Origin of the sequence: Mesorhizobium sp. RCC_202 (assembly GCF_041355295.1) — a bacterium.
Lineage (GTDB): Bacteria > Pseudomonadota > Alphaproteobacteria > Rhizobiales > Rhizobiaceae > Mesorhizobium.
Genome location: NZ_JBFUPO010000017.1, coordinates 1 through 21,173, shown reverse-complemented (window position 1 = coordinate 21,173; position 21,173 = coordinate 1). Strand labels below are relative to the sequence as shown.

The window sequence follows — 21,173 nt, the reverse complement described above, 5'->3', positions numbered from 1 at the left end:
CGCACACTCATATAGTATCAGCAGGGGCCTCACATACCAATGAGCTGGCGTAGCGGATTGGCCGGGTCGGCCAAGAGCTTCGCGGCAAGCGCCAGGCAGACGACTACCAACAGCGGCTTGATCAGTTTCGCGCCGATCTTGATGGCGAGGCTGGCACCGACGCGGGCGCCGATGAATTGCGCCACGCCCATCATCAGGCCGATCTTCCAGTCGATGACCCCGACGGCGGCAAAGACGATGAAACCGCCGATGTTGGAAGCCAGATTGAGCAGCTTGGTGTGGGCGGTCGCCTTGAGCACGCCGTAGCCGGCAAGGGAGACGAAGGCGAGCATATAGAAGGAGCCGGCGCCCGGGCCGAACACGCCGTCATAGAAGCCGACCAGCGGCGGGATGATCAACCCGAACAGGAAAGGCGACAGCCGCTCGGCGCGGTCGACATCGTCCATGTTGGGCTTCAGCGCGAAATAGAGCGCAATCGCGATCAGGAGCAGCGGCAGGATGGCGCGCAGGACATCGCCGGGAACAACCGTCGCCAGCAGGGCGCCGATGGCGCCGCCGGCGAGCGCCAGCGCCGCGGACGGCAGTTGCCGGCGCAGGTCGACCTGACCCTTGGCGGCATAGTGGATGGTGGCCGAACCCGAGCCGAATATGCCCTGCAGCTTGTTGGTGCCGAGGGCCGCAACCGGTGAGAAGCCGGCCAGCAGCAACGCCGGGATGGTGATCAGCCCGCCGCCGCCGGCGATCGAATCGACAAAGCCCGCGGCAAAGGCCGCAGCGACGAGCATGAGGACAGTCTGCAGGGTGAGGTCGATCATCAGGAGGGCGCTTGGAAGGAAACAGCAGCTTCCATCATGCTCGCCTCGTTTGCGCAAGAGCGATTCCACGCTAACAATCCCTCCGGAATCGAAACGGGAGTTTTATGGTGATGGCGCTGCTCGATCAGATACGCTCGATCTTCGACGGCGATCCCGGTGTGCGCAAAGTGGCGGACGACCCGGTGCTGTCGGCGGAACTCTTGATGCTGTTCCGGATGATCCTGGCCGACGGCTCGGTCTCAGAGAGTGAGATGGTCGTCTTCCGGCGCATCTGCAAGGAGGCGTTCGGCATTGCCGAAAGCAGCATCGACAGCGTCATCGAATATCTCAACGATTACGGCTACGAGACCAACGGCTCGCAGGCGATCGCGCTGTTTCGCGATCTCGATGTCGAGCGGCGCAAGCTGCTCGCCCAGCATATGGCGGAGATCGCCAAGGCCGATTCCAAGCTTGCCGAGAGCGAAGTGCGACTGTTGCGCCGCACACTCGACCTGCTCGATATCAGCCCGGTCGATGTGGTGAAGCCGGAAGGCTGAACGCGGCCGCCCGGCCGGGTCCGCGCTGCTTCGCAGCGTCCCGGCGTTCGGTGGCCTTTCATCGTGCCACTGGCACGATGAATTCGCCTTTGGCGAACCGGTTGCTCACCCCTGTTCCTGCATGCGCCGGGCAATCGCCCGATGCAGATCGGGAGCGGCGGCAACCAGCGCCTTGGCAGCCTCTGACTGTGGGCGGTCGAGCACTTCACTCGCCTTGCCGCGCTCGACGATCCTGCCCTCATGCATCACGAGCACTTCGTCGGCCATGGCGCGGGCAACCGTCAGGTCGTGGGTGATGAACAGATAGGCGATGCCGAGCTTCTGGTTGAGCTCGGCGAACAGATCGAGGATCTGAGCGCGGATCGACACGTCCAGCGCCGAAACAGGCTCATCGGCCACGACCAGCTTCGGCCGGGTGATGATGGCGCGGGCAATCGACAGCCGCTGGCGCTGGCCGCCCGAGAATTCATGCGGGTATTTGTCCATGTCGCTTTGCGCGAGGCCAACCTCATGCAGCGCACGCGCGACCATATCGCGCTGCTCCGGCCTCATCGGCTGCTTTTCCAGGAGATGCAGCGGTTCGGCCACCAGTTTGTCGACCTTCTGGCGCGGGTCGAAGGAGCCGTAGGGATCCTGGAACACAACCTGCATGTCGCGCCGTGCCGGTTTGAGCTCGGATGCGGCCCTGCCGGTGATGGTCTCGCCCCGAAAACGAATTGTGCCCGCCGTCGGCCTGTCCAGCGCCAGGATCATGCGGGCAAGCGTGGACTTGCCGCAGCCGGAGCGGCCGACGAGCGCCACCGATTGTGCAGGTTCAATGGTCAGCGAGACGTCGTCGACGGCGCGGATCGGCTGCGCCGGCCGGAACAGCGATGTGCGCCTCCCTGCATAATCGCGACTGACGCCTTCGACGTCGAGCAGCGGCTTTGCCGAGCCGGCCTGATGCGGCTTCGGGCGCGCCGGTACATGCATCGAAGCCAGCGCCAGTTGGCGCGTATAAGGGTGGAGTTGCTCCGACAGCGTGCGGGCCGTGTCACCGGCCTCCATCACCTCGCCATGGCGCAGGATGGTCAGGCGGTCGGCCATCTCGGTCACCACCGCAAGATCATGCGAGATCAGCAGCAGGCCCATACGGCTCTCGCTGACCAGATCGCGCAACAGATCGAGGATCTGCGCCTGCAGCACGACATCGAGCGCGGTGGTCGGTTCGTCGGCAATCAACAATTTCGGCTTCAGCGCGCAAGCGATCGCGATGACGACGCGCTGGCGCTGGCCGCCGGACAGTTCGTGCGGGTAGCGCGACAACGGGAATCTTGCTTCGGGCAGGCCGACCCGGTCGAGCATTTTTCGCGCGCGGTACTCGGCCTCGGCGCGGCTTGCCTTTGTGTGCCAGCGTATGCCTTCGGCCACTTGCTCGCCGATCGTCTTGACCGGATTGAGCGCCGTCATCGGCTCCTGGAAGACCATGCCGATGTCGTCGCCGCGGAGCGCGCACATCTGGTCTTCGCTGGCGGCGAGGATGTCGATGCCGTCGAAAGTAACGCGACCCCCGGCGCGCGCCAGATGCGGCAAGAGCCGCATGATCGTCAGCGCCGTCATCGACTTGCCCGAGCCGGATTCGCCGACCAGGCCTACGACTTCGCCGGCCGCGACGGTGAGCTCCATTGCCTTCAGGATCGGCGTCTGGCCGATCGACAGCGACAGGTTCTCGATCTCGAGCAGGCTCATCGGCGCCGCCGCGATTTCGGGTCGAGGATATCGGCGATGCCGTCGCCGAGCAGGTTCAGGCCGAGCACCGTGACGACGATCGCCATGCCAGGGAAAATCGCCATCCAGGGCGCGGTCACCATGCGCGTCTGCGCGTCGAACAGCATGCGGCCCCAGCTCGGCATCGGCGGCTGGGCGCCCAAGCCGACATAGGAGAGCCCTGCCTCGGCGAGGATGCCCAGCGCGAACTGGATGGTGCCTTGCACCAGAAGCAGCGTCGCGATGTTGGGCAGGACATGCTCGATCGTGATCTGCGTGGCGCCTTTGCCGGCCGCACGGGCGGCAAGGATGAACTCGCGCGGCCAGATCGCCAGCGCGCCGGCGCGGGCGACACGCGCGAACACCGGGATGTTGAAGATGCCGATGGCGATGATGGCGTTGACGGCGCCGGGACCGAAGATGGCGGTGATCATGATTGCCGACAGCAGCGCCGGGAAAGCGAAGACGAGATCGTTGACGCGCATCAGCGCCTCGTCGGCGAGGCCGCCGCGCGCCGCGGCCAAGGCGCCGAGCGGCACGCCGATGCCCATGCCGATGCCGACCGCAACCAGCGCCACGGCGATCGAGTTGCGGGCGCCGACCATGATCATCGACAGGATGTCGCGACCGAAATGGTCGGTGCCGAACCAGTGTGTCCATGCGGGCGCCAGCGTCTTGTCGGCGATCACCAGTTTGGTGACGTCGTAGGGCGTCCAGGCGAAGGAAAGCAGCGCGACCGCGGCCACCAGCAACGTGATGGCAAAGCCGATCAGGAACGAGCGGTTGCCGAAGGCCTTTGCCAGCACGCTGGCGAGTGTTTCCTCGGGCAATTCGACACGCATCGTCATTGCCGGCCTCGCAGGCGCGGATCGACGACGGCGTAGGAGAAATCGACGACGAGGTTGATGACGATCACGGCGGCGACCAACAGCATGACGACGCCCTCGACGACGATCAGGTCGCGCTGGGTAATCGCCTGGAATACGAGCCGGCCGAGGCCGGGGAGATAAAAAACGTTCTCGATGATGACGGTGCCGGCGACCAGGAAGGCGAATTGCAGGCCGAGGATGGTAAGCACCGGGATCAAGGCGTTGCGCAGCGCGTGACGCCAAAGCACAGCCCGGTAAGGCAGGCCCTTGGCGCGGGCGGTACGGATGTAATCCTCGTTCAGCACCTCGATCAGCGCCGAGCGGGCGACACGGGCCAGGATCGCCGCCTGCGGAAGCGCCAGCGCGATTGCCGGCAGGAGCAGCGACTTCAGCGCCGGCCAGATCCCGGCGCTCCAGCCGGGGAAACCGCCGGCCGGCACCAGTCGTAGCCAGACGGCAAAGAGATAGATCAGCATCAGCGCGAACCAGAAGTTCGGCACCGCGACGCCAAGCTGGGCCGCACCCATGGCAAGCGTATCGCCGGCACGGCCTTGCCGGCTGGCGGAAAACACGCCGACCGGAATTGCGATGATCGTCGACAGCGCGAGCGCGATCAGCGCCAAGGGCAGGGAAACGACCACGCGTTCGCGGATCAGGTCGATGACCGGCACCGAATAGGTGTAGGAGCGGCCGAAATCGAGGCTGAGCAGCCCGCCCGCCCAATGCAGGTAGCGCAGCACCAGCGGCGCGTTCAGCCCCATCTGGTTGCGCAGCAATTCAACCTGGTCGGCGCTGGCGTTCAGCCCCAGCATCAGGCGCGCCGGATCTCCAGGCAGGATCTCCATGACCGCAAACACCACAATCGAGGCCAGCACCAAGGTGAGGGCCGCGATGCCAAGGCGCTTGAGGAGGTAGGCGGTCATGGGAGGCGATCAGGCGATCGCATCGCCTCAATCCGTCCACTTCACCTTGGTCAGATCATCCGCCTCGATCGGCCAGTTCGTCCACATGCCCCGCAGCTTGGCGTCCCAGACGCCGATCTTCGGCAGCTCGAACAGGTAGACGGCGGGAACGTCGTGCGCGAGAATTTTCTGCGCCTCGCCCAGCAGCTCCAGCCTCTTGTCCTTGTCGACCGTGGCGCCGAGCTCCTTGATGACGTCGTTGAATTTCGGATTGTCGTACTGGAAATAGTAGCCGGGCCGTGAGTAGATATCGATGTCGTTTGGCTCGACATGGGAAACGATGGTCAGGTCGTAGTCCTTGTTGGTGAAGACCTGGCTCAGCCACTCCGCCCATTCGACCGGAATGATCTGCAGATCGACCCCGATTTCCTTCAGTTGCGACTGGATAACCTGGCCGCCGTCGCGTGCGTAGGGCACGGGCGGCAGCTTGATCGTGGCCGAGAAGCCGTTCTCCAGACCGGCTTCCTTCAGATACGCCTTGGCCTTGGCGATGTCGTGCGGATAGACGCCGGTGAGGTCGACATAACCCGCATCGCCTGGCGAGAAATGAGAGCCGATGGGCTTGCCAAGACCGTTCGAAGCCGCCTCGATGATGGCGCTGCGATCAATCGCCGAGGCGAGGGCCTGTCGCACCGCAAGCTTGTCGAAGGGCGGCTTCTTGTTGTTGATCGACAGGATTGTCTCGCCCTCGGTCGAGCCGATCACGACGCTGAAGCGCGGATCGGACTGGAGCTGCGCGAGCGCGTCCTGTGCGGGCATGTTGGCGAAGGCCTGGATGTCGCCCGAGAGCAAGGCAGGGACAGCCGCGGCGGCGTCGGGAACGATGCGGAATGTGGCCTTGTCGAGCGCGGCGGGTGTGCCCCAGTAATCGGGGTTCTTGACGAGCGTGATCTCGGAACCCTTGGCCCAGTGATCGAGCTTGAACGGACCGGTGCCGATCGGCTTGTCCTTGTTGCCGTCGGCCGACCCTTTGCCCACGATCACCGCGGCAACCTCGCCTATGTCGTAGAGGAAATCGCCCTGCGGACCGTCGAGCGTGACCTTCACCGTCGCCGGGTCGACCGCCGTGACGTCGGTGATGTGCGCAAAGAGCGGCTTTTGCGGATTGAGCGAATCCTTGGCGCGCGCCCGGTCCAACGAGAACTTCACGTCCTCGGCGCTGAAGGCCGAGCCATCGTGGAATTTCACGCCGGAATGCAGCTTGAACGTGTAGACCTTGCCGTCGTCGGAGACGGCCCAGCTCTCGGCGAGACCGGGCTGAACCTGGCCGTTCTCGTCGATGCGCGTCAGCCCTTCAAAGACATTGGCATAGGTGATTTCGCCGATGGCCGCGGCCGCGCCGGCGGTCGGATCGAGATGCGGCGGCTCAAGCACGATGCCGAGCGTGAGATCGGTGCGCGCGGCGAAGGCCGACGTGGCGGCGGCAAGCGACAGCACAGCCGCGGCCAGGATGGTCTTCCACAGTTTCATCGCTGAACTCCCATTGCTTAAAAATGCTCAAGCCGGCGGATAGAAGCGTGATTTCGCGCACTAGTAAATTGCGTTTCGTGCTGCCGTGCCCTGCCAATGGGAATGTTTTTCCCATTGCCGCCGGATCAGCCCGTCGTCCCTCTCAGCAAGACGTTGAGGCCGATCGCCATCACCTTGGCCGATTCCACCATGTCGGCGATGCCCACCCATTCGTCGGGCCGGTGCGCAAGGTCGAGAATGCCTGGACCGTAAGCGATGCAATCATAGAGGTGGCCGATGCGAGCGATGTGCTTCTGGTCGTAGGTGCCGGGCGAGATGACATAGTCCGGTTCGCGGTCGAAGACCGCCATGATGCCTTGCGCAACCGCCTTGACCACCGGCGCGTCGCGCTCGGTCATCAGCGGCAGCACTTCCATCAGGTCACGGATCTCGTAGTCGAATTTCCTGCGCTCGCGCTTCAGCCGCTCGAGGATATCAGTGACCTCGGCTTTGACGGTGCCGATATCCTCCTCCAGGAGGAAGCGGCGGTCGATGGTCAGCCGGCAGGCATCCGGCACGTTGGGCGAGGGCAGGCCCGGCCGGAAATCCTCGGTCTGGCCACCGTGGATCGAGTTGATGTTCATGGTCGAGCGCCGGGCCCCTTCGGGCACCACCGGCATGCGCGTCATCTTGCGGTCGAGGGTAGGGAAAAGTTCGTCCTCGAAGGCCTGCAGGACAGCGCCCATGTGGCGCACCGCATTGTCGCCGAGGAACGGCATCGAGCCATGCGCGATCTCGCCCTTGGTCTCGATTTCGGCCCACCACACGCCGCGATGGCCAAGGCAGATACGATCCTTGTTCAACGGCTCCGGGATGATGACGTGATCGACCTTCGGCTTGGAGAAGTAGCCGAGCCTGGCCAGGTATGCGACGCCGCCGAACCCGCCCGACTCCTCGTCCGCCGTGCCCGAAATCTCGATGGCGCCGGGGAAATCGGGATGGACCGCCATGAACGCCTCCACGGCGATGATCGAGGCAGCCAGACCGCCTTTCATGTCGCAGGCGCCGCGGCCATATACGCGCCCGTCTTTCACCACGCCGGCAAAGGGGTCGACGGTCCACCCTTCGCCGGCTTCGACGACATCGATATGCGAATTGAAATGCACGCAAGGCCCTGGCGAGCGGCCGTCGCGGCGGGCGACGACATTGATGCGCGGGTAGCGATCGGTGTCGCCCGGCGTGCCTTGCGCCCGGATGAATTCGGTTTCGAAGCCGAGCTTGCTCAGGCGCTCGCCGACATACTCGGCGCAAGGCCCATAGGCTTCGCCTGGCGGATTGACGGTCGGAAACCGGATTAGGTCGGTGGTGAGCTGGACCAGGTCATCGACCCGATCGTCGACCGCCTTGAGGAGTCGTTCATTCATGCAGCGGATTGAAAGAGCAATGCCGAGCTTTTGCAAGCAGCCTCTCGCTGATTGTCAAACGGCCATCCCCGCATGGCCCAAAGCCGATGATTGAAACTCGGGAGCGTGGGTGTCGTGGTAGCAACTATGACGAGAATCGTTCAAATTCGTGGCTTTAGGTTGGGCGATTTTTCAAGGAGTGTGTGGTAATTCATTCACCTGCCAATAAAACGATGAAAAATCACGTGATGGCGGGAAGGGCAATCAAAGGGGTTTGATCGCATGAAGAAATTCGCTCTCATGGCAACAATGATGGCAATCGCCATGCTCGGCATGTCGGTTGCAAGCCGGGCGGCATCGCTCGTCGCTAGCATCGACGTGTCGTCGCAAACGATGACTGTCAGCAAATATGGGCAGGTCATGTATCGGTGGAGCGTGTCGACCGCGCGCCGCGGCTACTTCACGCCGCCCGGCACCTATCGGCCGCAACGGACGGCGCGGATGTGGTATTCGAAAAAATATCACATGTCGCCAATGCCTTATTCGGTGTTCTTCCATGGCGGCTACGCCATCCACGGCACCAATGCGGTGAGATATCTGGGAAGTCCCGCATCGCATGGCTGCGTGCGCCTGCATACGGCGAACGCCGCGACCTTCTACGCGATGGTCAAGGAAGCAGGCTTCGGCAACACGCGGATCGTGGTGACCAACTGATCTCCGGCTGAAAGCCGGAGAATTATTCGCCGGCTTTCGCCGTGGCCTGTCCGCGCTTGCGGCGGCGGCCACTGATTTCCCAGCGCTTGTGGAACCACATCCACTGTCCAGGATCCTCGCGCACCCAGCGCTCGACCACGTCGGCGAGAAGCTGGGTGGTCGCCCTGACGTCGACGCTGCCGTCTTCGGTGCGCGGCAAGGTCAGCTTGTCCTCGATCTCCAGGCGGAAACGGTTGCCCGGCAGCCTGACGCAGCGCGCCGGATAGACGTCGCAATCGTAGTGGCGCGCCAGCATGCCAAGCACCGGATTGCTCTGGCAGGGGCGGCCGAAGAAGCTGGTGTCGACACCGCTGGAGAATTTCTGGTCGACCAGCACTCCGATATTGCCGCCGCTTTCCAGAATGGAAGCCAGCGCGAATGACGCGCCGGTGGAGGAGGGCAACAGGTCGCCCATCGTAGAACGTCGCGTCGAGTGGATGTAGTCGGCGAGATAAGGATTGTTCGGCGGGCGAAACAGCGCCGTGATCTTCATGCCGAATGTCGCGGCCGCAACCGGCAGCAGCTCGAAATTGCCGAGATGGCCGGTAAACAGGATGTGCGGCTTGTTCTCGCCGGCGATCTCGAGGAAATGCTCAACGCCGCGAACTTCGACCCGGCCCGGTTTGGCCGCCTTCGGATCATAGTCGAAGAGCGCATCAAGGAAGATGTATTCGGCGGCAAGCCGGGCCATGTTGCCCCACATGTCGAGCGCGATGGCTTCGATCTCGGCGTCGCTCTTTTCAGGGTAGGCCAGGCGCAGATTGTCGATCGCCACGCGGTGGCGGCCGACCATCGGCCCGATGCGGCGGGCGACCCGGTCGGCGAAGTTGAGCGCGCTGTCCGCCGGCAAAAGCCGCAGCAGGCGGATAATTACCATGGCAAGGCGCGCCACCAGCCAGTGCTCCATCTGGCGCAGCCGCCGGCCGTAGCGGAACATGAAGTCCCGGCGGGCTTTCTTGAACACCTTGCCGACCATGTCGCGTCAGATCAGCATGACGTTTCGTTGAATCGTCATGCTGATCTAACCTTTTGTTGGAGCATGATCTTGTCCGAAAACCGGTTTCCACTTTTCGGGATCATGCTCTAGACCCGCAGAATGATCTTGCCGAAAACGTCGCGGCCTTCCATGCGCTTCAGCGCGGCGTCGATGTCGTCGAAACCGACCTCGGTGTCGATGACGGGAGCCACCTGTCCCGCCGCCATCTTCTGCATGGCATTGGCCATGTTCTCCATACGGCAGCCGAAGGATCCAAGAAGCTTGAGCTGCTGTTGGAAGAGCTGCATCAGATTGATCTGCGTCGACACGCCGGACGTCGAGCCGCAGGTGACGAGGCGGCCGCCGCGCCTGAGGCACAGCATCGAGCCAGCAAAAGTGTCGGCGCCGACATGCTCGAACACGACATCGACGCCCTTTTTCTTGGTCAGCTTGCGCACCACGCCCTCGAAGCGGTCGTCGCGGTAGTTGATGACATGGTCGGCGCCGAGCGCCTTGGCCTTGTCGATCTTGTCGTTGGAGCCGACCGTCGTGATGATGGTGCAGCCCATCCGCTTGGCGAGCTGGATCGCCGCCGAGCCGATGCCGGAGCCACCGGCATGGATGAGGATGGTTTCGCCGGGCTGGAGTTTGGCGTTGTCGAACAGCATGTGCTCGACGGTGCCGAAGGTGACAGGCGCAACAGCGGCGCCGATGTCGGTCACGCCGGGCGGGGCGGGGACCAGCAGGCGCGCCGGCAGGTTGATCTTCTCCTGCGCGAAACCGTCGAGATGGAAGCCGTGGACGCCGGAGACGTGTTCGCAGAGATTGTCGCGGCCTTCGCGGCAGGCGCGGCAAAGTCCGCAGGTGCGGGCGCCGTAGATCGACACCAATTGTCCGGGCAGCAGGCTGGAAACGCCGGGGCCGACCGTCTCGACCTCGCCCGAGGCCTCGGCGCCGACGACCAGCGGCAGTTTGCGCTTGGCGAAGGCCATGCCGCGCCAGCCCCAGACGTCGATATGGTTCAGCGCCACCGCCTTGATGCGCAGCGTGACTTCGCCGAGCGCGGGTGGCGGCGGGGGCGGCAGGTCCACCGTTTCAAGACGGCGGTCCTCGATAAGTTGCAGTGCGCGCATGAAGCCTGTCGGTTCTATTGAGCGGAAAGCGCTCGCTTAGACCGGTTCCCGCGCCATGACAAGGCAAGTGTTCTGGCCCCCGAAACCGAAGGAGTTCGACAAAACGCTGCGAACCTCGGCATTGCGCTTCTTGTTGGGCACCACGTCGAGCACGATCGCCGGGTCAGGGTTGTCGTAATTGATGGTCGGCGGGATGACGCTTTCGCGCATCGTCATCAGCGAGAACGCCGCCTCGACGGCACCCGCGGCCGAGAGCGTGTGACCGATCATCGACTTGTTGGAAGACACCGGCATCGAGCCGATCCGCTCGCCAAACACCGTCGACAGCGACAGATGCTCCATCTTGTCGTTTTCCGGTGTCGACGTGCCATGCGCATTGACGTAGTCGATCTCGTCCTTGCTCAGGCCCGCGTCGGCAAGGGCGGCGCGGACCGCGGCGATCGCCGGCGAACCGTCGGGCTTGGAGCGGGTACGGTGGAAATCGTCGGCTTTCTCGCCGCAGCCGCTGAGGATGCCCAGAACGCTGGCACCCCGGGCAAGGGCTGCTTCCAGCGATTCCAATACGAGGGCGCCGGAGCCTTCCGCCAATACGAAGCCGTCGCGATCCTTGGAGAAGGGTTTTGACGCCTTTTCGGGATTGTCATTGTGGGTGGAAAGAGCCGACAGCAGCGAGAAACGGATCAACGCCTCGGCGGTCGCCGAACCGTCGGCGCCGATCGACAGCGCCCGGTCGCATTCGCCACGGCGGATCGCCTCGACCCCGAGCTGGATGGCGGTGGCGCCGGAAGCGCAAGCCGTCGACAGCGTGATCGGCAGGCCGCGCGTGCCGAAATGGTCGGCCAGACGGTCGGCGATCGAGCCGAACTGAGTGGTGTCGAAAACGTCGAGTTCCTTCAGCCCGCGAGCCACGCGCAGCAGCCTGTCGGCGCCGGCATCGTTTTTGTCGGAATTGTAGAGCGCGAAGCGATCGTGCCAGTCGAGTTCGACCGGTGGCGAAGCAAGGAATAGCGGCCCACCGAAATCGCCGGCATCGAGGCCGGCTTCCGACACAGCTTCCTGGGCGGCCGTTTCGGCCAGTTCATAGGTAAGTTGGCTGGCGCCTTTCGAGCTTGAGTCCAGGAAGTCGACCATGCCGGAAATGCGGGTGTTCAGGTGATCGACCGGAAAGCGGGTGATCGGATGGATGCCCGACTTGCCCGAGGTCAGCGCCGCCCAATTGTCCTTTTTGCCGACGCCCAGCGAAGTCACGACGCCGATGCCGGTCACGGCGACGATCGGCCTGCCCATATGATCGCGGAGATTGGCCATGCTTTACGTGCCTCGTTCTAGGCGGCCTTGATCAGGCCCAGGCCTTCGAATTGGTGATAGCCGATCGCCGTTGCAAGGACGGATGTCGGAGCGCCGGCGAAGGGTCGCTCCGCTGTCGCGTCGAAGACAGGGTAGGCGGCCTTGCGATCGACGGCCAGCGCCGCCAGCGCCACGGCAAACGGGAATTGCGCTTCCTTCATGTGGCCGGTCAGCGTCGAGAAAGCGCGCACGGCCAGCGCGGGGTTGGCGTCCAGTACGGCTTTCTCCGCTGCTGTCGCGGCATGCGCGCCCGAGGCGCCCGAAATCGTCAGCAGTTCGCCAGCCGGCAATGCCGCCTGCTGCAACAGTGCGGCGATCTCCGTATTCAACTCGCCGCGCCGGCGCCGGGCGCGGCCGGAAGCCACAGGCCCGAGCTCTGCATAGATCTTGCGGCCTCGGCTTTGCGCGTGCTGGCGCTGTTCGAGCACCAGGAAAGCCCCGCCGGAACCGGTCACCACGCCGCCGCCTTCAGCGCCTTGCCTTTGCCAGACCGGCTTCCACGGGCCGCGATGCAGATAGCCGGCAAGCTCGTAGCCGAGCAGCATGTCGGAATGGGCGGTCTGAAAGGCTCCGCCGACCAGCACATGCGTCGACTGCCCGGAGCGGATGCGCGCGGCGGCCGTCTCGACGGCGGAAACGCCTGCGCCTTCCTCGCCCATGAACGTGCGCGACGAACCGGTGACTTTGTGCACGATGGAAATGTTGCCGGCGAGCAGGTTGGAGAGCTGCGCCAGGAACAAGGTCGGCCGCAATTCGGTGGTCAGCTTCTCGTTGAGCAGCACGTCGCGATCGTTGCGGGCCTCCGAAGCGGCCAGGATCGCGGCATCGACCGCCTCGTCGCGCTCGCCGCCGCCGGCCGCCACCACCATGTCCATGGTGGCGCAAAGCTCGTCATTGCCCTTGATGCCGGCGTCGTCCAGGGCGAGGCCGGCGACATAGGTGCCGAGCCGCTGCCAGGTTTCCATCTGGCGCTGGTCGCCGCGCTTGGCGATCTGCAGGTTCCAGTCGATCTCGGGCAGGGGGTGGATGGTGTAGGGCGCAAAGCGCGTCGCCTCCAGCACTGGCTCGAGGCCCGGCTGGGTCAGCTTTTGCCAATGCGCATCCGGACCCTCTCCCAAAGAAGAGACCAGGCCGATGCCGGTGATGACGACGTCGTGCGGATTGCTCATGGATGGCTTTTGTGGGTCAGGCGATTTTTTGATCTTGCGCATGATCCTTTCCGAAAATCGATGCCGATTTCGGGGTCATGCGCTGTGCGCGTCAAGTTCACGCGCTCTTTGAACATCACGCGGTCTTGGCTGCGACCAGCGCGTCGATCTTGGCGCAGAGGTTCTTCATGACGAAGTAGTCGTCGGTCGAAGCCTTGCCGTCATTGACTTCCTGCGTCCACTTCTCCAGCGGCACCTTGATGCCGAATTCCTTGTCTATGGCAAAGACGATGTCGAGGAAATCGAGGCTGTCGATGCCGAGATCGTCGATGGTGTGGCTCTCGGGCGTGATGGTGTCGATATCGATCTCGCTGGTGTCGGCAATGATCTTGGCGACTTTCTCGAACGTGGTGGACAAGGGCTCTTCCTTCGGTTGCGGGCGGAATCTGTCCGCATCTTGTTTGGGCGCTGTCTAATCGGTTTTTCCCGACAGGAAAAGGCCTGATGCGCCGGGCGCAGATGGGATGCCGGCTTGTAGAACGCAATCCAAAGGGACTTCGGCGGGTTCTCGGCCCTGAGCTTGCAGCTTGCGGTAGTGGTATTTCTGCAACAATTGTGCCGTAAAACCAGACGCAGCGCCCTCAGAACGTGACGCGTCCAAGTACCTTGAGGCCGTCGCCTTCCGGTGCCACCACCACCGCCTCGCCCTCGCGCGGCGAGACGCCGGTGAGGGCCTGGATGTTTTCGAGATGCGTAACCAGCACCAGATTGTCGGATCCGGAATAGCCGCGGATCTCCTTCATCACCGCCGCGATCTGCCCGGCCTTCTCGGCGGGATCGGTTTTCAAAAGGTCGAGCGGCGCGAAAGGCTGCGGCTCGGCTTCGAAAGCGATGCGGGCGGTGTCGAGACTGCGGCAATAGCGGCTGGAGAGCACGTGATCGATGGGGGCGGCGCGGGCCGCGAAAAGCGCGCCGATGCGGCTCGCCTGCTGCTTGCCGCGCTCCGACAGATTGAGCTGCGTGGCGCAATTGTCGATGCTGAAATTCGCCGGATCGGTCGCGCCGGTGACGTAGGCGTGGCGAAGCAGGACGACATGGCCGCCTTCGCGCAGCAGCGCCCAGCCCGCGTCGGTCGCGTTAGCGAGGCTCGGAACGGCAAGCAGGAAAAGCGCCAGGGCAAGTCGCAGCATGAGAAGTCCTTATGGCAGCCCGAGGGCCGGGGCCATGATTGGCATATAGGGACCGTAAAGCCGGCTGAAAGACAAGCAGAGGACTAACGGCTAGGAGACGAGAGCTCCGCCGGCCGATTGCGCGGTGGTCCGGCCTCGCCTATCACGGAAAAAATGTCTCCGCTTGTCGAAACGGTCCTCTTCGTCTTCAGTCTCGTCGCGCTCGGCTATCTCGCCGGGCTGACCGGCTATCTGAAGCCGGCGAGCGGGGAGGGCATTTCCGAATTCGCCGTCAACGTGGCAATGCCGCTGCTTCTGTTCCAGACCATGGTGCAGTCGGATTTCCATGGCGTCACGCCGTGGTCGCTGTGGGCCGCCTATTTCGCGGCGGCGGCCATCACCTGGACCGCCGGCCATCTGGTCATGACGCGCATCTTCGGCCGGGACGCCCGCGCGGGCATCGTCGGCGGCGTGTCGTCGGCCTATTCCAATGTCGTGCTGCTCGGCGCGCCGTTTATCCTCGGCATCTTCGGGGCGAGCGGCTTCGAGGTGCTCTCGCTGTTGGTCTCGGTCCATCTGCCGATCATGATGATGGCCTCGATCGTGCTGTTCGAGATGTTCGGCCGCGCCGGCGGCGAAACCGTCCATCCGCTGCGCATCATCAAGAGCTTCCTCAAGCGGCTGTTCATCAATCCGCTGATCATCGGCATTCTGGCAGGGCTCGCCTGGCGCATCAGTGGCGTGCCGATGCCGGACCTTGTCGAACGTCTGGTCGATACGCTGGCGGATACGGCCGGCCCCGTAGCGCTGTTTGCGATGGGGCTCAGCCTGCGTCGCTTCGGCATTTCCGGCAACATCCGCCCGGCCTTGGCGCTGTCGGTCCTGAAACTGTTCCTGATGCCAGCGCTGGTGCTGGTCTTCGTCTGGCTGCTCGGCCTGCCGCCACTGACAGCCAAGGTCGCGGTCGTCGTCGCGGCGCTGCCGTCGGGCATCAACTCCTACCTGATCGCCGTCCAGTTCAACACCGGACAGGCACTGGCCTCGAACCAGATGACGCTGGCCACGGCAAGCGCGGTGCTGACCACGTCGATCTGGCTGACGGTGGCGATCCACGTCTTTGGATAAGTCTCCCGGCTCGCTTTTGCTGGCCCAACCCCTATATGCCATCTTGTGATTGCTTGCCCGCCTTTCCCTAGGTAAGAGCAATGCGCCGGCGTGCGGCTCAAGCACGCTCCATCGGATATCCAGACAAAACGGCCGATCAGCGCGCCGTACGGAGGCCAGACCATGCTTCAGAAAACCAGCCATTTCATGCGCCAGGCCAATCTCATCAACGGCGAATGGGTGCAGGCCGACAGCGGCCAGACCATCGACGTCACCAATCCGGCGACGGGCCTCAAGATCGGCACCGTGCCGAAGGCCGGCAAGACCGAGACCCGCCGCGCCATCGAGGCAGCCCAGGAAGCCTTCAAGAGCTGGCGCAAGACGACCGCGCTCGAGCGCTCGAAGCTGCTGCGCAAGCTGCATGACGCGATGATGGACAATCAGGACGTGCTGGCCGAGCTGCTCACCATCGAGCAGGGCAAGTCGCTCGCCGAATCCAAGGGCGAGATCGGCTCGGCCGCGAGCTACGTTCTGTGGTTCGCCGAGGAAGGCCGCCGCACCTATGGCGATGTCGTGCCGTCGCCGTGGGGCGACCGCCGCATCCTGGTGACCAAGGAGCCGGTCGGCGTCATCGCCGCCATCACACCATGGAATTTTCCATCCTCGATGCTGGCCCGCAAGCTCGGCCCGGCGCTGGCCGCCGGCTGCACGGCCGTCGTCAAGCCGGCGACGCAGACACCTTATTCCGGTCTCGCCTGGGGCGCGCTTGCCGAGGAAGTCGGCTTCCCCAAGGGCGTCGTCAACATCCTGACCGGTTCGGCCGCCGAGATCGGCGACGAGATCTGCGCCAACCCGCTGGTGTCGAAAATCACCTTCACCGGCTCGACCGAGGTCGGCAAGCTTCTCATCCAGAAGTCGTCGGTGACCGTCAAGAAAGTGTCGATGGAGCTTGGCGGCAACGCGCCGTTCCTGGTCTTCGACGACGCCGACCTCGACCGCGCGGTCGCCGGCGCCATCACGGCCAAGTATCGCAACTCCGGCCAGACCTGCGTCTGCACCAATCGCTTCCTCGTCCAGGCCGGCGTCTATGACAAGTTCGTCGAAAAGCTTGCCGCGGCCTCGAACAATTTGAAGGTCGGTTCGGGCCTGGAGGAAGGTGTGCAGCAGGGCCCGCTGATCGATGAGAAGGCGGTCGAGAAGGTCGAGGAATTCATCGCCGACGCGACGGAGAAGGGCGGCAAGATCGTTGCCGGCGGCAAGCGCCATGCGCTTGGCGGCTCGTTCTTCCAGCCGACCGTGATCGCCAACGCCACGCCGAAGATGCGCTTCATGAAGGAAGAGATCTTTGGGCCGATCGCGCCGGTGTTCAAGTTCGAAACCGAGGAAGAGGCCGTCGCTTTGGCCAATGACACCGAATTCGGCCTCGCCGCCTATTTCTACACCGGCGATCTCGGTCGCGCGTTCCGCGTCATGGAAGGGCTGAAATACGGCATGGTCGGCGTCAATGAAGGCCTGATCACCACGCCCGAGGCGCCGTTCGGCGGCGTCAAGGAATCCGGCCTCGGCAAGGAAGGCGGACATCAGGGTATCGAGGATTACCTCGACACCAAATATGTCTGCATCGGTGGTCTCGGCCTCTGAAATTGATCTGAGAAGCGGCTCGATCAGGATAACGGCTTAACCAACCGGCATCGTGATCGAGCCTGCCCTTGCCGGACGCTATGCAGCCGGCCACAGTCGCGGATTAACAGACAGACGATTCGGACATTGCGATGAAGGACGGCGAGGTCTTCGGCACGACGCAGGCGGGCGAGGCCGTGCGCCGCTTCACTATCCGGGGCGGCGGCATCACCGCCAACATCATCGGGCTTGGCGCGATCGTCCAGGACCTTAGGCTCACGGGCCATGATGCGCCGCTGGTGCTGGGCTATGACCGTTTCGAGCCCTACGAGACCGACCGCGCTTTCTTCGGCGCGGTGGTTGGCCGCTTCGCCAATCGGATCGGCAATGGCCGCTTCACCCTTGCCGGCAAGCGCTACCAGACGGAGCGCAATTTCCTCGGCAAGCACACGCTGCACGGCGGCTCGGAAGGCTATTTCCACCGGCCATGGACGGTTTCGCTGCATGGCCGGGATTTCGTGACGCTGACACTGCATGACCCGGACGGCGCGATGGGCTTTCCCGGCGCGCTCGACGTCACCTGCACCTACCGGCTGAAGATTCCCGGCACACTCAGCATGGAGCTGACCGCCACCTGCGAGGAGCCGACGCTGTGCAACCTCGCGCAGCATTCTTATTTCAACCTCGACGATGGCGGCACCAGTGACATTCTCGACCACCGGCTGATGCTCAACGCCGGCGCCTTCACGCCGGTCGACGCCGAGATGATCCCGACCGGTGTCGTCAAGCCGGTCGACGGCACGCCTTACGATTTCCGCCAGGCGCGGCCGCTGCGCATGGAAATGGAAGGCGAGCAGCTTGCCTATGACCTGAATTACTGCCTGGCCTCCAGCCGCGGACCGCTGCACCAGGCGGCCTGGGTGCAGGGCGCCAATTCCGGCGTCGAAATGGAGGTCTGGACCACGGAGCCCGGCTTGCAGCTCTATAGCGGCCAGTATGTGGCGCCGACATCGCCTGGCCTCGACGGTCGCCGCTACAGGGCGTTTTCAGGGCTATGCCTCGAAGCGCAGACTTGGCCGGACGCGCCGAATAGGCCCTATTTCCCGCAGGCCACGCTGTGGCCGGGGCAGATCTATCACCAGGTGACGGAATATCGGTTCCGGCTGCCGTAAGGTTTTCCATTATTGAAGTGAAGTGCGTCTAAGCTTCGACGGCGTTTAACTGTCGAAGGCAGCTCTGAGCGTCTCGAACGGCGCCAGCGCGCCGCGCACCTGGACGACTGCGGCGGCAACACGATGCGCGCGGCGGGCCGCGTCGGCGGGCGCATGGCCGGCCAGCCGTGCCGCGAGGTAACCGCCGTTGAAGGAGTCGCCGGCACCGGTGGTGTCGACAGGCGTCGCGACATGGACCGCCTCGACGCTCAGCGCGTTGCCGTTCACAGCAATCAGGGCCGGCTGTTCGCCGTTCTTGACGATCACTTCGCCGGTCAGCCTGCCGAGCCGCCCTGCGGTTGTTTCCGGCGTCTCGTCGGCGAACAGCATCTGTTCGTCGGGGAATGTCGGCAGTGCGATATCCGCGACGCCAAGCGCTTCCAGGATCGCGGCTTGCGCCGTCTCGCGATTCGACCAAAGCCGGGGACGATAGTTGGGATCGAAAGCAACAAGGGAACCAGCGGCGCGAGCTGCCGCAACGGCGTCCAGCAAGATTTTTCGCGCGCCTTCGTCCAGGATTGCCAGGGTGATTCCGGAAAAATAGACAAGCGCCTGGTTTTCGAGGCTTTTCGCCAGGGCGGCCGGGTCCGAGGCGAGCTTGCGGGCCGCGGCATCGGCGCGCCAATAAGTGAAGGCGCGCTCGGCGCCGGTCAGCGTGATGGCATAGAGGCCGGGCCTTGCGCCGGAGATGATCGGGCTCGAGCCGATGCCGATGCCGTTCCGGCCGAAGAAATCGATCTGGTCGCGCGAGAAAGGATCGTCGCCGAAGGCAGAGACATAGGTCGCCGGCCGGTCCGGGCTCAGCGCATGCAGGGCCCACAGCGTGTTGAAGGTGTCGCCGGCAAAGCCCATGCGCCAATTGTCGCCGGCCTGGCCCGAGAGTTCGAGCATGCACTCGCCGATTGACGCAATACCGTTGCCTGCCATGCAGCCCATTCCTGCTCTAACGCTTTGTTGCTGTAGCTTTTTGCAGCCGATAGCGCCATGCTTGGCGAAGGTCGAATTTTGCGCCAGAAGCGATTTCCCACAGGCCATGCGGGACGCGACAAGCAGTTCGCGACGTTAGCAGCCGAAGAGGAACGGGTTTGGCATCGGTATGGCGTTATATTCTCGCGGGTCTCGGTCTGGCTGCCTTGCTGGTCGGCATCTTGGCTGCCGTCTATCTGATGCTGCCGCAACCGGCATCCGGCCCGGACCTGTCGCGTTCGAAAAAGACGGTGAACGGCCTGTTCGTGGCGAGCTTCGAGCCGGAACGCGGCGTCGTGCGGCAAGGCGAGCTGCAATCCTGGCTGCTGACGCTGAAAACCGCCGCCGGCGCGCCGGTCGAGGGCGCGGCGATCGCCGTTTCCGGCGGCATGCCGCAGCACGACCACGGCCTGCCGACCAGTCCGCAAGCAACCGACTATCTCGGCGGCGGGCGCTACCGCATCGACGGCGTGAAGTTCACGATGGGCGGCTGGTGGCAGTTGCATTTTGGCATTTCAGCCGCGGCGGGGTCGGATTCCGTCGTCTTCAACATCGTGCTGTGAGCTGCAAATGAGCCGGTTTGCCGCTGCCGCAGGCCTGCTCGCATTGACGGCGCTCGCCTTTCTCGGCGGCTGCGGCAAGCCGCAGTTCAGCGACACGGAGAAGAAGACCATCGCCTCGCTGGCGCTGAACACGCTGCCTTCGCTGAAACCCGACACCACCAACCAGTATGCCGACCTGCCGGCTGCCGCTGCGCTGGGCTCGACGCTGTTCTTTGACGGCGGCATGAGCCGCGACGGCAGCGTATCCTGCTCGACCTGCCATAAGATCGGCCGCCAGTTCCAGGACGACCTGCCGCAAGCCGTCGGCGTTGCCCGCACCAACCGGCGCACCATGCCGCTGGCCGGCGTGGCGCGCAATCCGTGGTTCTTCTGGGACGGACGGCGCGACAGCCTGTGGGCGCAGGCGCTGACACCGCTGGAAAACCCGCTCGAGCAGGCCGGCAACCGGGCTGCCTTCGCGCATTACATCAAAAAGCGGTTCGGCGAGCGCTATGAGCGCATCTTCGGGCCACTGCCCGATCTGTCGACCGTGCCTGCCAATGCCAGCCCGCTCGGCACCGATGCGGAGAAGGCCGCATGGAACGCCATGGCCGCCGGCCAGCAAGAGGACGTCAACCGCGTCTATGCCAATATCGGCAAGGCGATCGCCGCCTTCGAGCGCTCGATCGAGCCTGGGCAAACGCGCTTCGACCGCTTTGCCATCGATCTGGCGACCGGCGCCAAGCCGCAAGGCGACGCGGCGTTCTCGCCGGAAGAAATTCTCGGGCTGAAACTGTTCATCGGCAAGGGCAACTGCGTCACCTGCCACAACGGGCCGCGCTTCACCGACAATTCCTTCCACAACACGGGCGTGCCGCCGGTCGACGGACTGCCTCTGGACCGCGGCCGGATCGACGCCGTGGCGCAGGTTCAGGTCGACCCCTTCAACTGTCTCGGCAAATTCCGCGATGGCGACGACAGTGCCTGCAAGGAATTGCGCTTCATGGTGAAGGACGGTCCGCGGATCATGCGCGCCTATAAGACGCCGTCACTCAGGGGCGCGGCGGATCGCCCGCCCTTCATGCATGCCGGGCAGTTCTCGACGCTCGACGAGGTCGTGGCGCATTATTCGAAAGCAGCACCCAGCGTGGAAGGAACAACCGAGATTCACCCGCTGGAGCTGTCGGATCGCGAACGCGCAGCGCTGGTGGCGTTCCTTAAGACGCTGGCGGAGTAAGATTGTCGACGAAAAGAATGGTTGAAGGCGCGAAGCTGGATGAGGCGGTGCCTCCGCGATTGGCGCAAACATCCCATCGCTTCGTCATCCACGGGCGAAGCAAGGAGCGAAGCGACGCGGCGCAGACCCGAGGATCCTGTGTGTTGGTCCCATGCTATGTTTGAAGTGGGAAGGAGACCGAGAGGAT

At 64.0% G+C, this 21,173-nt stretch carries 20 protein-coding genes; 7 read left to right on the top strand and 13 right to left on the bottom strand.

Annotation, left to right across the window (positions count from 1 at the left end):
- Positions 1-29 precede the first annotated feature (29 nt).
- Complete coding sequence (locus AB6802_RS27950) at positions 30-815, bottom strand: TSUP family transporter (RefSeq protein WP_371013437.1); 786 nt, start codon at positions 813-815, stop codon at positions 30-32.
- Between the two features lie 104 nt (positions 816-919).
- Here AB6802_RS27950 and AB6802_RS27945 point away from each other — a divergent pair, with 104 nt between their 5' ends.
- The gene (locus tag AB6802_RS27945) at positions 920-1,351 is read left to right on the top strand and encodes a TerB family tellurite resistance protein (RefSeq protein ID WP_371013436.1); all 432 of its coding nucleotides are present in this window, start codon (positions 920-922) and stop codon (positions 1,349-1,351) included.
- Positions 1,352-1,456: 105 nt separating this feature from the next.
- Here AB6802_RS27945 and AB6802_RS27940 read toward each other — a convergent pair whose 3' ends face one another.
- The 5 genes from AB6802_RS27940 to AB6802_RS27920 form a co-directional block, all read right to left on the bottom strand.
- Positions 1,457-3,079 carry an ABC transporter ATP-binding protein gene (locus AB6802_RS27940; protein ID WP_371013435.1) on the bottom strand — a complete coding sequence of 541 codons (1,623 nt, stop codon included), beginning with the start codon at positions 3,077-3,079 and terminating at the stop codon, positions 1,457-1,459.
- Positions 3,076-3,945: an ABC transporter permease gene (locus tag AB6802_RS27935; protein ID WP_371013434.1), complete on the bottom strand. Its 870-nt coding sequence runs from the start codon at positions 3,943-3,945 to the stop codon at positions 3,076-3,078. Before AB6802_RS27935 ends, AB6802_RS27940 begins: the two co-directional genes overlap by 4 nt.
- A complete protein-coding gene (locus AB6802_RS27930; protein ID WP_371013433.1) occupies positions 3,942-4,889 on the bottom strand; it encodes an ABC transporter permease in 948 nt (315 codons plus the stop codon). Before AB6802_RS27930 ends, AB6802_RS27935 begins: the two co-directional genes overlap by 4 nt.
- Positions 4,890-4,916: 27 nt before the next feature.
- Positions 4,917-6,398: an ABC transporter substrate-binding protein gene (locus tag AB6802_RS27925; protein WP_371013432.1), complete on the bottom strand. Its 1,482-nt coding sequence runs from the start codon at positions 6,396-6,398 to the stop codon at positions 4,917-4,919.
- A 125-nt stretch (positions 6,399-6,523) separates the two neighbouring features.
- Positions 6,524-7,801 (bottom strand): acetylornithine deacetylase/succinyl-diaminopimelate desuccinylase family protein, encoded by a 1,278-nt coding sequence (locus AB6802_RS27920; protein WP_371013431.1) that lies wholly within the window; start codon positions 7,799-7,801, stop codon positions 6,524-6,526.
- 261 nt (positions 7,802-8,062) lie between these two features.
- Between AB6802_RS27920 and AB6802_RS27915 the strand changes: the two genes are divergently transcribed.
- Positions 8,063-8,494 carry a L,D-transpeptidase gene (locus AB6802_RS27915; protein WP_371013430.1) on the top strand — a complete coding sequence of 144 codons (432 nt, stop codon included), beginning with the start codon at positions 8,063-8,065 and terminating at the stop codon, positions 8,492-8,494.
- 22 nt (positions 8,495-8,516) lie between these two features.
- Here the strand turns inward: AB6802_RS27915 and AB6802_RS27910 are convergent, their stop codons facing one another.
- From AB6802_RS27910 to AB6802_RS27885, 6 genes are all read right to left on the bottom strand, one after another.
- Positions 8,517-9,509: a lipid A biosynthesis lauroyl acyltransferase gene (locus tag AB6802_RS27910; protein WP_371013429.1), complete on the bottom strand. Its 993-nt coding sequence runs from the start codon at positions 9,507-9,509 to the stop codon at positions 8,517-8,519.
- 107 nt (positions 9,510-9,616) lie between these two features.
- Positions 9,617-10,642, bottom strand: coding sequence for a zinc-binding dehydrogenase (locus tag AB6802_RS27905; protein WP_371013428.1), 1,026 nt, complete (start codon positions 10,640-10,642; stop codon positions 9,617-9,619).
- A gap of 36 nt (positions 10,643-10,678) precedes the next feature.
- Positions 10,679-11,950, bottom strand: a complete 1,272-nt coding sequence (locus AB6802_RS27900; protein WP_371013427.1) for a beta-ketoacyl-ACP synthase — start codon at positions 11,948-11,950, stop codon at positions 10,679-10,681.
- 17 nt (positions 11,951-11,967) lie between these two features.
- Positions 11,968-13,158 (bottom strand): beta-ketoacyl-ACP synthase, encoded by a 1,191-nt coding sequence (locus tag AB6802_RS27895; protein ID WP_371013516.1) that lies wholly within the window; start codon positions 13,156-13,158, stop codon positions 11,968-11,970.
- A gap of 115 nt (positions 13,159-13,273) precedes the next feature.
- Positions 13,274-13,555, bottom strand: coding sequence for an acyl carrier protein (locus tag AB6802_RS27890; RefSeq protein ID WP_181056006.1), 282 nt, complete (start codon positions 13,553-13,555; stop codon positions 13,274-13,276).
- 223 nt (positions 13,556-13,778) lie between these two features.
- A complete protein-coding gene (locus tag AB6802_RS27885; RefSeq protein ID WP_371013426.1) occupies positions 13,779-14,327 on the bottom strand; it encodes a histidine phosphatase family protein in 549 nt (182 codons plus the stop codon).
- Between the two features lie 153 nt (positions 14,328-14,480).
- Here AB6802_RS27885 and AB6802_RS27880 point away from each other — a divergent pair, with 153 nt between their 5' ends.
- The 3 genes from AB6802_RS27880 to AB6802_RS27870 all read left to right on the top strand — a co-directional run bounded on the left by AB6802_RS27880 (position 14,481) and on the right by AB6802_RS27870 (position 18,202).
- Positions 14,481-15,431 carry an AEC family transporter gene (locus AB6802_RS27880; protein ID WP_371013425.1) on the top strand — a complete coding sequence of 317 codons (951 nt, stop codon included), beginning with the start codon at positions 14,481-14,483 and terminating at the stop codon, positions 15,429-15,431.
- A gap of 162 nt (positions 15,432-15,593) precedes the next feature.
- Positions 15,594-17,051 (top strand): NAD-dependent succinate-semialdehyde dehydrogenase, encoded by a 1,458-nt coding sequence (locus tag AB6802_RS27875; protein ID WP_371013424.1) that lies wholly within the window; start codon positions 15,594-15,596, stop codon positions 17,049-17,051.
- 125 nt (positions 17,052-17,176) lie between these two features.
- Positions 17,177-18,202, top strand: a complete 1,026-nt coding sequence (locus AB6802_RS27870) for an aldose epimerase family protein (protein WP_371013515.1) — start codon at positions 17,177-17,179, stop codon at positions 18,200-18,202.
- 45 nt (positions 18,203-18,247) lie between these two features.
- On the opposite strand, the gene AB6802_RS27865 is transcribed toward AB6802_RS27870, so the two are convergent.
- A complete protein-coding gene (locus tag AB6802_RS27865; protein WP_371013423.1) occupies positions 18,248-19,168 on the bottom strand; it encodes a sugar kinase in 921 nt (306 codons plus the stop codon).
- Between the two features lie 158 nt (positions 19,169-19,326).
- On the opposite strand from AB6802_RS27865, the gene AB6802_RS27860 reads away from it, so the two are divergent.
- Positions 19,327-19,770, top strand: a complete 444-nt coding sequence (locus AB6802_RS27860) for a FixH family protein (protein WP_371013422.1) — start codon at positions 19,327-19,329, stop codon at positions 19,768-19,770.
- Positions 19,771-19,777: 7 nt separating this feature from the next.
- Positions 19,778-20,986, top strand: coding sequence for a cytochrome-c peroxidase (locus AB6802_RS27855; protein ID WP_371013421.1), 1,209 nt, complete (start codon positions 19,778-19,780; stop codon positions 20,984-20,986).
- Positions 20,987-21,173 lie beyond the last annotated feature (187 nt).

Coding starts and splice junctions, on each gene's coding strand:
- AB6802_RS27950 (WP_371013437.1), bottom strand. CDS start 815: ATGATCGACCTCACCCTGCAGACTGTCCTCATGCTCGTCGCTGCGGCC.
- AB6802_RS27945 (WP_371013436.1), top strand. CDS start 920: ATGGTGATGGCGCTGCTCGATCAGATACGCTCGATCTTCGACGGCGAT.
- AB6802_RS27940 (WP_371013435.1), bottom strand. CDS start 3,079: ATGAGCCTGCTCGAGATCGAGAACCTGTCGCTGTCGATCGGCCAGACG.
- AB6802_RS27935 (WP_371013434.1), bottom strand. CDS start 3,945: ATGACGATGCGTGTCGAATTGCCCGAGGAAACACTCGCCAGCGTGCTG.
- AB6802_RS27930 (WP_371013433.1), bottom strand. CDS start 4,889: ATGACCGCCTACCTCCTCAAGCGCCTTGGCATCGCGGCCCTCACCTTG.
- AB6802_RS27925 (WP_371013432.1), bottom strand. CDS start 6,398: ATGAAACTGTGGAAGACCATCCTGGCCGCGGCTGTGCTGTCGCTTGCC.
- AB6802_RS27920 (WP_371013431.1), bottom strand. CDS start 7,801: ATGAATGAACGACTCCTCAAGGCGGTCGACGATCGGGTCGATGACCTG.
- AB6802_RS27915 (WP_371013430.1), top strand. CDS start 8,063: ATGAAGAAATTCGCTCTCATGGCAACAATGATGGCAATCGCCATGCTC.
- AB6802_RS27910 (WP_371013429.1), bottom strand. CDS start 9,509: ATGGTCGGCAAGGTGTTCAAGAAAGCCCGCCGGGACTTCATGTTCCGC.
- AB6802_RS27905 (WP_371013428.1), bottom strand. CDS start 10,642: ATGCGCGCACTGCAACTTATCGAGGACCGCCGTCTTGAAACGGTGGAC.
- AB6802_RS27900 (WP_371013427.1), bottom strand. CDS start 11,950: ATGGCCAATCTCCGCGATCATATGGGCAGGCCGATCGTCGCCGTGACC.
- AB6802_RS27895 (WP_371013516.1), bottom strand. CDS start 13,158: ATGAGCAATCCGCACGACGTCGTCATCACCGGCATCGGCCTGGTCTCT.
- AB6802_RS27885 (WP_371013426.1), bottom strand. CDS start 14,327: ATGCTGCGACTTGCCCTGGCGCTTTTCCTGCTTGCCGTTCCGAGCCTC.
- AB6802_RS27880 (WP_371013425.1), top strand. CDS start 14,481: ATGTCTCCGCTTGTCGAAACGGTCCTCTTCGTCTTCAGTCTCGTCGCG.
- AB6802_RS27875 (WP_371013424.1), top strand. CDS start 15,594: ATGCTTCAGAAAACCAGCCATTTCATGCGCCAGGCCAATCTCATCAAC.
- AB6802_RS27865 (WP_371013423.1), bottom strand. CDS start 19,168: ATGGCAGGCAACGGTATTGCGTCAATCGGCGAGTGCATGCTCGAACTC.
- AB6802_RS27855 (WP_371013421.1), top strand. CDS start 19,778: ATGAGCCGGTTTGCCGCTGCCGCAGGCCTGCTCGCATTGACGGCGCTC.